This is a genomic window from Longicatena sp., from assembly GCF_982403165.1.
The window spans coordinates 1-10770 of sequence record NZ_CEVYEL010000075.1; the positions used below are offsets into that span (position 1 = coordinate 1).

13 protein-coding genes are annotated in these 10770 nt (G+C 38.7%); 7 read left to right on the plus strand and 6 right to left on the minus strand.

Going from position 1 to position 10770, the window contains the following annotated elements; genetic code table 11:
* Positions 1 to 128: 128 nt before the first annotated feature.
* The 5 genes from AC1VS3_RS11800 to AC1VS3_RS11820 form a co-directional block, all read right to left on the minus strand.
* Positions 129 to 500 carry a hypothetical protein gene (locus AC1VS3_RS11800; RefSeq protein ID WP_481275660.1) on the minus strand — a complete coding sequence of 124 codons (372 nt, stop codon included), beginning with the start codon at positions 498 to 500 and terminating at the stop codon, positions 129 to 131.
* 37 nt (positions 501 to 537) lie between these two features.
* Entirely contained in the window at positions 538 to 1227 is a 690-nt protein-coding gene (locus AC1VS3_RS11805; RefSeq protein ID WP_008690271.1) for a response regulator transcription factor, read from the minus strand.
* A 168-nt stretch (positions 1228 to 1395) separates the two neighbouring features.
* The gene (locus AC1VS3_RS11810) at positions 1396 to 1572 is read right to left on the minus strand and encodes a hypothetical protein (RefSeq protein WP_017144733.1); all 177 of its coding nucleotides are present in this window, start codon (positions 1570 to 1572) and stop codon (positions 1396 to 1398) included.
* Positions 1573 to 1829: 257 nt separating this feature from the next.
* Entirely contained in the window at positions 1830 to 2108 is a 279-nt protein-coding gene (locus tag AC1VS3_RS11815) for an RNA-binding S4 domain-containing protein (protein WP_008690270.1), read from the minus strand.
* Positions 2109 to 2140: 32 nt separating this feature from the next.
* On the minus strand, positions 2141 to 2635 hold the full coding sequence (locus AC1VS3_RS11820) for an AbrB/MazE/SpoVT family DNA-binding domain-containing protein (protein ID WP_008690269.1): 495 nt from the start codon (positions 2633 to 2635) through the stop codon (positions 2141 to 2143).
* A gap of 174 nt (positions 2636 to 2809) precedes the next feature.
* On the opposite strand from AC1VS3_RS11820, the gene AC1VS3_RS11825 reads away from it, so the two are divergent.
* The 4 genes from AC1VS3_RS11825 (at position 2810) to AC1VS3_RS11840 (ending at position 4095) form a co-directional block, all read left to right on the plus strand.
* Positions 2810 to 3052, plus strand: a complete 243-nt coding sequence (locus AC1VS3_RS11825; protein ID WP_008690268.1) for a helix-turn-helix domain-containing protein — start codon at positions 2810 to 2812, stop codon at positions 3050 to 3052.
* Between the two features lie 167 nt (positions 3053 to 3219).
* Positions 3220 to 3408 carry a spore coat associated protein CotJA gene (locus AC1VS3_RS11830; RefSeq protein WP_008690267.1) on the plus strand — a complete coding sequence of 63 codons (189 nt, stop codon included), beginning with the start codon at positions 3220 to 3222 and terminating at the stop codon, positions 3406 to 3408.
* A 19-nt stretch (positions 3409 to 3427) separates the two neighbouring features.
* Positions 3428 to 3670 carry a spore coat protein CotJB gene (locus tag AC1VS3_RS11835; protein WP_008690265.1) on the plus strand — a complete coding sequence of 81 codons (243 nt, stop codon included), beginning with the start codon at positions 3428 to 3430 and terminating at the stop codon, positions 3668 to 3670.
* A gap of 2 nt (positions 3671 to 3672) precedes the next feature.
* Positions 3673 to 4095, plus strand: a complete 423-nt coding sequence (locus AC1VS3_RS11840; RefSeq protein ID WP_008690264.1) for a manganese catalase family protein — start codon at positions 3673 to 3675, stop codon at positions 4093 to 4095.
* Between the two features lie 67 nt (positions 4096 to 4162).
* Here AC1VS3_RS11840 and AC1VS3_RS11845 read toward each other — a convergent pair whose 3' ends face one another.
* Positions 4163 to 5731, minus strand: a complete 1569-nt coding sequence (locus AC1VS3_RS11845; RefSeq protein ID WP_008690263.1) for a recombinase family protein — start codon at positions 5729 to 5731, stop codon at positions 4163 to 4165.
* Positions 5732 to 6453: 722 nt separating this feature from the next.
* Between AC1VS3_RS11845 and AC1VS3_RS11850 the strand changes: the two genes are divergently transcribed.
* From AC1VS3_RS11850 to AC1VS3_RS11860, 3 genes are all read left to right on the plus strand, one after another.
* Positions 6454 to 7857, plus strand: coding sequence for a GntR family transcriptional regulator (locus AC1VS3_RS11850; RefSeq protein ID WP_008690261.1), 1404 nt, complete (start codon positions 6454 to 6456; stop codon positions 7855 to 7857).
* A 556-nt stretch (positions 7858 to 8413) separates the two neighbouring features.
* Positions 8414 to 10111, plus strand: a complete 1698-nt coding sequence (locus AC1VS3_RS11855) for a methyl-accepting chemotaxis protein (RefSeq protein ID WP_008690260.1) — start codon at positions 8414 to 8416, stop codon at positions 10109 to 10111.
* Positions 10112 to 10381: 270 nt separating this feature from the next.
* On the plus strand, positions 10382 to 10639 hold the full coding sequence (locus AC1VS3_RS11860; protein WP_226897023.1) for a manganese catalase family protein: 258 nt from the start codon (positions 10382 to 10384) through the stop codon (positions 10637 to 10639).
* Positions 10640 to 10770 lie beyond the last annotated feature (131 nt).

A 10770-nucleotide genomic window follows, 5' to 3' on the forward strand; every position in this document is an offset into this window, starting at 1 on the left:
ATTTGACACCAATTTTGACACCAATTTTTTGTATATTGACGATTTTTGATGAAATATGATAAATTCATAAAACCCGTGAAAAGCCTGCAAATAGGCACTTTACGGCACTCTATGAACTAAGACAAAAGCTACGCGGTAATAACATAAAATTTTAATGTATAATCTTCATATTGTGGATAATATAACGTTAATAGAAAAGAAGATGTTTCTATGTATACATCCTTTTCCAAAGGACTGGCATGATCCGTATAATAGACCCCTTCAGAATCATATAGCTGCATCGTAAGATGGCGATATTCTTTCATTTCTTCACGGATGCGTTTCTGATCATTTTTTGATATATGTTTCTTGGTAATCGTAGTTTGCAATTGAGCTACCGATTCAGCTGTTGATTTTGTTAAGGCTGTTTCATCAATAATGAAATGAAAAACGCGATAACGGTTCATGAACAAAATAGCAAATAATAAAGCACTGGCCACAAAAGAAATTAACACTATCATAACCAGTTTGATACTTAATCTGGATATTCGTGTTTTTCTAATCAAAGCGATACCCCTTTCCCCAAATAGTACGTATATACTTAGGATTGGAAGGATCAACTAATAATTTTTTCCTTAAATTCCGTATATGTACCATGATCGTGTTATTGGCAGTATATAAATAGGATTCATCCCATATGCTTTCGTATAATTCTTTATTAGAAAAGACGCGCTTAGGATTGGTAATCAGTAATTGCAAGATACGATACTCTATCTCGGTAAGATTTACTTCTTCATCACCAACCCATACACGATTACTATTTTGATCCACTTTCAAATCATTACGTTCTATAATATTACTTTCCTCAATATTACTTTTTCCGCGATATACATAAAAACGACGTATAAGAGCATTTACACGAGATAAAAGCTCGCTATAGGAAAATGGTTTAATAAGATAATCATCGCCACCACTGTTAAAGCCGTCTTCTTTATCTTGATCTAAAGTCTTTGCCGTAAGAAATAAGATAGGTACATTGGTTAATTCACGGATACGTCGACATGTCTTAAAACCATCCATACCGGGCATCATGATATCTAAGATAATAAGATCCTGTGCTTCGCATTTTGTAATAGCTTCTGCACCATTGTCAGCTTCATTCACAATATATCCTTCATTACTTAATAGTACATTGACCACTTCTCGGATTTCTTTATTATCATCTACGATCAGGACATTATATGCCATACCATCACCTGGTATATTGTAATGAACTCACCTAAGCAGTCATCCTTACAATATACGCATCCTTTCTATACAATGTTTTCGTCTTCATTATATAACATTTAGTATAAACACTAGTAAATAATAAGGGTTTAAGACTTTTTAAGATTTAACAAAATGATTCTAACGTTTTTATTCCAGCGTATAAATTGTATGTAAACGAATGATTGTTTCAAACACTGCATCAATTCCTATTTCATCTATCCAAGAGCATAACGCATGCAAATCATCTTGTTCGTTTGATATTTCCATGATATCTACGATTATTTGAAAGATTTCTGAATCTGTAATAATGAGCCCTCCATTCAAAACACATGCAACTGATGGTATACTTTATTTTACCACTTTTAATTATATATAGTTAACTCGAATTCAGAAATTTCTTTGTTCTATCGATTCTAATAATATCTATTCATGATTCCTCATTTTTATGATTCCCCATAATGAAAAAAAAGACGTAATGGAGTGACGACTTTGAAATGAACTATTTATCTAAACTTTAAGATTCATTTCCCTTGTGTCAATTCGCATTACAGCCTTTTTATAATTGTATGTTCCTGTTTCTATCATCTATTATTTGGTGCATCCTTCTTGATAATTTTTTCTTCTAACACATCAAACATGAGTGCCGCATCATTCTTATTTACTTGTTTCTGTAACATCAAAACGCGAACACTTAATTCTCGATAACCAAACAGAACGCGTATTTCATCACCAATCTTTACATCCGTAGATGGTTTTGCTACTTTTCCGTTAACATAAACACGTTGTTGATCGGCTAATTCTTTTGATACTGTTCGCCGTTTTAAAATACGTGCTGTTTTCAGATATTTATCTAATCGCATCGTAACTTCACCTCTACGGTATAGTTTACCATTTATTGTGATTGTTGGCGAGATAAAAGTTGTGTAAATGCCTCCAACGCATATAACTGTTCTTTATCTAATACACTTTTATCATATAACATAACAAAGGCTCCAAACCAATCGCCAAAAGAGGTAATCGGATAGATAATACCATCATATGCCGTATCCTGATTTTTCATGACCATTGTATTTTTAAAAACTTGCATGCGATGAACATGACATTGTTCTAAGAAACTTTCGCGCAAATTAATTTGTTTTTTGTTTAACCATTCATCCTGGATAAACCAAACAGTATTTTGATACATTGCATGTAAAGTTTCACACATGATATTTATTTCTTCCATATGATTTGACATGATATCATGTTTTTGAATTACGATGCGATCATTATCAATGAAAAATTCAATAGAATCTCCTTCTTTCAATCGATATTGTTTTCTTATTTCTTTAGGGATAACTAAACGTCCCAAATCATCCAGTCTTCTAACGATTCCAGTAGCTTTCATAACGACACTCCTTTACAACGTGTAGTATGAGCATTTTCATTTGAAATATTCGTTTCTTAAACGGGAATGCGTGATACTTATAAATTTGTTGTATATATAGTTAATTTAACTATAATTGGTTAAACTTTCTATAGCGAATCTTTTAGAATAGGTATTAGAAAAGGAGTGATTCCAATGACACTACAAGAAGTATGCTGCCAACGTATTCAGGAATTATGCGATGAGCGCAACATTTCCATGAATAAACTTAGTATTTTATGTGGTATGACACAATCAACACTAAGTAATATTACCTCTGGAAGGAGTAAGAATCCAACTGTTTCCACAATCAAAAAGATTTGTGATGGTATGGATATCACACTAGCAGAATTTTTCGATTATGAACCGTTTAATGAATTAGATCAGGAAATTGAATAGTCTTTATAGAGAAGAGATGCAAGCTATTGCATCTTTTTTCTTTTGCCATGAAAATTAAGTCTAATCTGCTGTTTTTGCTAATATTCTATTGCTTTCCTTTTGACAGGTTATATATCTACAAGTTTTTTCTCTTATGAAATAGTATAGAAAGAAAGGAGGTGACATCTATGCAAAACAATATACAGAATGATTATGGTTTACCTTCTGAAGTATGTACAAATTTATCTACGCACCGTAGACAGGTGGTAGGTATGGCTTATGTTCCAATGCAAAAATGGAGTATGCCAATGCCATTGGAAAAAGGATTTTGCAGCGGCACAATATTTTATGATTTAAACAAACCATTTCGACCATAAATGAAAGGAGGTCCTTTTTATGCATGATGATGTTTTAACACAGTTACAAATGTATGATTTTGCTCTGCAGGAAGCTGCTCTTTTTCTAAATTCTCATCCGCACGATAAAGAAGCTTTATCGTACTATCGCACAATGCAATGTTGCAGTAAACAGGCGAGAGAAGAATATGAAGCCTTGCATGGCCCATTAACAAACCGTGAGAATAATAGCTGTTCATGGGAATATATACATGGTAAATGGCCATGGGAAGGAGATAAGTAAGTATGTGGGTATATGAAAAGAAATTACAGTTTCCTGTTCAGATAGAACATCCGGATCCATCTTTTGCGAAAATTGTCATTACGCAAATTGGAGGTCCAGATGGTGAATTGAGTGCTTCCATGCGTTATTTGAATCAGCGATATGCAATGCCTTATGATCGAGTGAAAGCGATGTTGACCGATATTGGAACGGAAGAATTAGCTCATCTGGAAATGGTTTCAGCCATCGTCTATCAACTAACACGCAATCTTAGTGTAGATGAAATTAAAAAAGCCGGTTTTGATGCTTACTATGTCGATCATACAACCGGTATCTGGCCACAAGCAGCTAGTGGTGCTCCATTTACTTCAACTTACTTCCAATCAAAAGGTGACCCTATCACAGACTTGATGGAAGACATGGCAGCAGATGGTGCCGCTTTGTAAGATCAACATTGACTGTATAAGTGGTGTTTGCGATAATCAGGCATACCCGCTGCCAGCTTATAAGAATTTAGAAATTCCAATGTATTTCAATAGGTACTTCTTTTGTGACAGGGTCTTTTTTTCCAACTTCTATATAGTCAATCAGCTTATCAACGATTTCCCTGTTTAAATGTTCAAGATTGGTATATTGCTCAATTAACTGGCGTTTGTTATCACCAGCTTGTATCTTTCTTTCCATAATGTCAAGCTGTTTTTGCGTATCAATCACCAGTTTTTCTAACCTTTTCTTTTGAGTTGAGAAGTCTTTGGATAAGTCCAAATAGTCCTGCTCTGACAAGATACCCTTAACCTTATCTAAATACAACTCACGAATACCTTTGGTATATTCTCCAATCTTACTTTGATACGCGGCTATTTCCTCTTTCAGAGCCTTCTGTTTTCCTCTTACATCACTGTTAAAGATTACACTTTGTTCCAGTTCATCTTTATCCAGATATGCGGCAGACAGCTTATTGATTTCTGTAATCACCGCCTGTTCCAACTTAGGTACAGAAATGAAAGAACCAACACAAGCATTCTTAGAAACGTGTCGGCTAGAACACCCTAAATATCGTCTGCCATCAGACTGTTTATTAGAACGCATAACATAACCGCAGTTCATACAGCGGGCTTTTTTGGCAAATAACCCAATCGTACCTGCTGTAAATGGCTTTGCCTTTTGAGCTATCAACACCTGTACCTTATCCCACAATTCACGGTCAATGATCGGTTCGTGCGTACCTTCGACAATGTACCACTCACTTTTCGGACGTGGCTTATTTTGCTTTGTCTTGTAGGATACACTCCCATATTTGCCCTGTACCATATTGCCAATATAAACTTCATTTACCAGCATATCGGAAATAGCATAATATTTCCATAAGGTACTGTTCTTGCCTTTGGGTGTTCGACAGCGTAAACCATGAAGCCGCTTGTATTCCGTTGGGTTGGGAATACCTCGATCATTCAGCATGCGGGCAATGGCAGTTTTTCCATAGCCTTGTGAAAACAGAGTAAAAACTTCTCTGACAACCTGTGCAGCTTCTTCATCAATAATCAAGTGTCCTTTTATATTAGGGTCTTTTTTATAACCAAAGAGAGCAAATGCTCCAATGTGACGACCGTTTTTTCTTAGATCTGTCAGCACACTCTTGATGTTCTCCGACATATCCTCCAAGTACCATTCATTCACCAATCCGTTGATCTGTCTTGATTTCTTATTTCCTTTATTTGCGGTATCCGCATTATCAACTATACTAATAAAGCGAATACCCCAAATGGGAAATAGACCGTGGATATACTTTTCTACCAATTCAAGCTCCCTGGTAAATCTGGATTGCGTCTTACATAAGACAATATCAAATTTATGGTCTTTTGCGTCATTCAGTAACTTGTTGAACTCTGGTCGTCGTCGGTCAGAGCCAGTGTAATCATCATCACTGTAAATATTGTAGACCTCCCACCCTTGTTCTAAAGCATATTGAAGCAGCATAGACTTTTGATTTTGAATACTGTTACTGTCATCTGTTTCTGATTGTTTGTTTCTATCTTCTTCGGATAAGCGGCAATATATCGCAACCCTTGACGTATTCATCATGTTTTGTTCTCCTTTTCAAAGATGGCAAAACAAACGATCACTGCTTATGTTATGATAACACTTTGCAGAATCGCTTGTTTAACAACTCGCAGGGGTAGAGTGCCCCTTACTTTTTTCAAATTGGTTTATCAATTCTATCCATTTCATAGTAAACACTTTCTGCAGAGCCGCTGTATCACTATTTTTAAAAACATTCTTGCAAACTACTTTAACATCATTTGCCATGAAACCACCTCACTACACTATATTTAAAAAGCATCCAAAAATGCTTGTACATAATGAAATAAGTTATCCATTCATATGAAGGAATCAGATGGCTTTAGAAAGCTCCATGGGACGCTCACCATTTCCAGTGTGATGGATGATGCGTATTAGACGAGTGTATCAGTATGCTGATATATAGAACATAGCCGCAATCTTCTTTCAGCATATGAAATGCTTTAACTCCAAGTGCGAATTTTATAATTGTATAATTTGCGTTTTGTCCCTGCTCTATGTTCGCAGAGGTAGAAATGAGATCCCTTAAAAGTCCCAGATACAAATGAAATATTCATTGCGTGCTCGTAGAAAGCGTGCTATACTTAAGTTAGTACCAACATGAACAGGGTTACCCTAATATGAGCAGAGAGATAAAAAATAAACTAATAATTTATTGCTTCGCTGAAAATCACCAAGGAACGGTAAACACATAAGAGCAGGTGTCCCCCTGCTGGAGGACAGAAATGGCAAATGATAATGTACTTAGCGAGCTGATTTACGAATACTATGAATCGCGAATTCTTTTTGGCATGTACCAATATGGCGACCAGTTAAGATCAATTTCACAGATTTGTGCTTCCTTTGGTCTGGCGCGAAATACGGTGCAGACTGCTTTGGACAAATTGGAGGCAGCTGGGTACATAAAAACAGAACAGCGGAAGATGGCCATAATCGTGTACCAGGGGACAGAGAAAACCTTCATAGAAAATGCTATGAAGTATTTTGTTCCGCGCAGAGATGGAATGCTAGATATTAACCAACAAGGGGCTCTGCTATTTTCTACGGTCTGGGAGATGGGGTTAAAAAACTTAGAACGGAGTATCTCTGCAGGTTTATACAAGAAAACAAATGCAACTGGGATATTGAGTGAGGAACCAACAAAATTGTATTATGATGTCCTGAGAACTTTCAACAATGGCTTAATGGAAAGTCTATACTGGCAATTCTTGCGTTATCTCAATTATTTTTATCCCAATAAAGAGTACGGCATGGTCAATTATATGGAAGATGGTCTTTTGTCAGTTGAGATAGCCAACCGCATGAAGGCGGAAACAGATGCTTACTACTATCAGAACTTTCTGGAAGTCAAGGCATTTGTCGATTCCATTCCCGAGGAACATCACTTGAAAAATGTGCCGCAGATTCCGTTTACATGGACGATGTATCGAAAACGGCCGCAGGTGCGCTATACCCTTGCCTCCACCATTATTCAAGAGATTTTCTGGGAGGTCTATCCCGTTGGCAGCTATCTGCCGTCCCTGCCTAAAATGGCAGAACGGTATCATGTGTCATTGAGCACAGTACGTCGGACCCTGGATGTACTACATTCACTGGGGGTGACGAAAGCCTACATGGGGGTCGGGACCCGGGTATGTATGGAGCCTATCAATCCGTATATACTTAACACGCGGGAAATGCAAGAGAACTTGACCCTGCACAAGGAAGGAATGGAGTTTCTCTTTTTGACAATATATAACGTAACTCTCTTTACTTTGGAATCAATTACCGCGGAAAAGAGAGAAGCTTTATTGCAGGAAATCAGCAAACTTCACGGTAAAAATAACGATATTCTGTGTATTGATGTCCTCTTAAAGTTTATCTCTACTGAAGTTCCCTCTGTATTCTTGAGGGAGTGCTATGGTAAGTTGAGGGAGCTGATGGCATGGGGATATATTTTCTCTGCCGTGTTAAGAGGCTTTGGTGAACAGCCACATATGGATTTGAACGATTTTATCGCTCAGCTGGAAACAGATATGATGGCGGAGCATTGGACGGCGTGTGCACAATCTTGGCAGGCGTTTATTGAGGATAGACTGGACTTTTTACGCACAAGGTTTTCATTGGAAAACCCTAAGGATCAGATATGAGGACAGTGGTGTAAAAGGTTCGTGCAACGTAAAACAAGAGAGAATTTGGGGCTAAATGCCAGTCAAAAATGAAAGAGCCAAGCTCGTCTTCAAGGGAAGCATAACGAGATTGGCATGAGTAAACATTCTAGCAACATATCTTCATCCCATTTGAGCAGACAGCGGCATCATGGAGAATCTCAAGATGCTGGTCGCGGATGATGAAGGCTTCTGCGCCCATGCGTATATGCTGCTTGAAAAGGCGGAGACTGACAAGCCCATCGCAACGACGAAGTAGGCCATTATGGCCATACAAACAGTGTTAAAGATCCATTAGAAGATCGGTAATTCAATGTATGATTAATAAAATACCGTATTTAATGGAAGCGAGGTAATTCAGCGGATCCGCAAAGTGCTTAGGCGTATGCGTTGGTTCTATTATCTCATGGCATGATCGAAGGGAAAGCGATAGGAATGAACAGCCATATTAAGAAGCCGATTGAAGTGGGTGTGCTTTACAGAAAAATATCAAAACTGTTATAGGAGTGATGTGAATCATCATCGTTGGGAGAAAATTATGTTGAAGAAAATACGAAATATGAAACTAAAGTTTAGGTTGTTATTATCGTATGCAATGGTAATCGCAATATGTCTGTCGGCAAGTATTGCCGCTCTATTCATGCTGAATAGAATTGGCGATAATCTTTCCTCTTTTTATCGTAATAATTATACAGTGACGATCAATGTATGGCTAGCGAAAAGGGAGATGCAGGCTGCACGAGGGGATATCTTAAATGCCATATTGGAGTCTGATGTGGAAGAATCCGCGGAGTACATTGATAAGGCGAAGGAAAGCCTCAGAAACATGCGCGCTACATTTCCCGTAATCCGTAACTCCTTCAAAGGGGACATCGCGATGGTGGATAGGGTGGATAAACGGCTGCAGGAGGCCATCGTCTACCGTGACAAAGTATTCGCTTTGGTGGAAACGGGGAAAACGGATGAGGCATACGAGGTCATGAAGTCCAGTTATATTCCGGTTCTGAATCAGATGGCGGATCTTCTCCAACAGATCGCGGATGTGGCGGCGCATAACGCCCAGGATATGGTGAAGGAAGGGGAATATGCGCAGGCATCGGCAATCACTGTTATCATGATCATCATGACATTCAGTATCGTGTCTGCGGCACTGCTTGGCATTTATATTTCCAACAGCATCCGCAAGCCTGTGAAGGAGATTGAGGATGCCGCCCAGCAGTTGGCAAACGGTCAGTTAGACGGCGTGTGCGTTTCCTATACGTCGAGAGATGAACTGGGAAAGATGTCGGATAGTATACGGGATTTAATCAGCTATCAAAAGACGATTATTGAAGATATCAGCGATATCCTTGGCGATATGTCCGAGGGAAATTTTAAAGTTCAATCCAATGTCAATGAATACTACATGGGGCATTATGACCGCATCCTAGTGTCGATGTGGGGACTGCGGGATAAACTAAGTGATACCCTCTGGCGGATCAGCCAGTCCGCAAGGCAAGTGGCGAATGGTAGTGAACAAGTATCCTCAGGAGCGCAGATCCTTGCGATCGGGGCGGAGGAACAGGCCGATTCGATTGAAAAACTTGCCATAGCTGTAAATGAAATATCTGAGCAAGTCAGGGTAACAAAGGAGAACGCGGATAAAGCGCGCAACCAGACAGACCGTGCGGGCGCACAGGTTTCTGAGAGCAACCAGCAGATGCAGGAAATGATTAGTGCGATGAACATCATCAGTGAAAGGTCCGATGAAATTTACAAGATAGTGAAGACTATTCAGGATATTGCATTCGAAACGAATTTACTAGCCTTAAATGCCTCTGTAGAGGCGGCAAGGGTCGGTGAACTGGGGACGGGATTTGCGGTGATTGCGCGAGAAATACGCAGTCTAGCGGATAAGACGGCAATGGCCTCCAAGAACACGACAGCTCTGATCAAGGAATCGGTGGCAGCAGTAAAAAATGGAGAAAAGGTTGCCCACACGGCGGCCGATTCGCTGCTGCAGGTTATCGAGTGTACAAAACAGGTGATTTTTATGGTGGATAGGATTGCTTCCGCCACAGAAAATCAACATAAATCCATTTCTAATATCACAGCGGAGGTGCGCCAGGTTTCGGATGTGGTGCAGAATAATGCCTCGATATCCGAGGAGCTGGCGGCCGCAAGCGAGGAGCTTTCTACACAGACGCAGATGTTGGATCATATGATTGGGCAGTTTCAGTTGTATGAAAAACGGTAGGCAGTATAAGGAGGATGGCTTGTTTCAACCATGTAGAGCTTGCAAATACGAGCTTACCAGACGAAATATTGTTGCAAATAGACAACCCCACTGGCTTTTATTCTTTTACCACCGTATCGCAGATTCGTGTTGTCATATTGTTTGGCATATATTAAGGATTGGATTGCATACGATTGAACGATGAAATTTTTTGCAGGATAGTTTGTTTTATCTTCTATATTATATAGATTATGTACTTTTTGTCCTTATGCAATCGCAGCTAGGGAAAGCCTGTACAATAAAAAACAGCGTGTTTATAAGGCTTTTGGCCTATGTTGTTCTTATGAGGTTGCAGCAGAACAAAAAGCCAGAACAACGTATGACAACCTTATCCGGGAAGCCTGTGACCCAGATGTCATAGCCCCTTTGGTTTTCCTACGCGAAAGAGAAATCGTACATTTCCAACGATTTGGTGAAGCTTTGGCTTACGTTCAAAAACAATTAGATTCAGACAACTATTATCGTTATAATCCTGCTTTTGACAAATAATACAACACTGCTGAGAACCCCTAAGTCCTTCTTGCTTATTGCATAAAGTATTTTAAAGGAAGCCTTAACGCATTTTCTGATGTTAAGGCTTCCTATTTTTATATTTAAATTACTATCTTTACAACAAAATC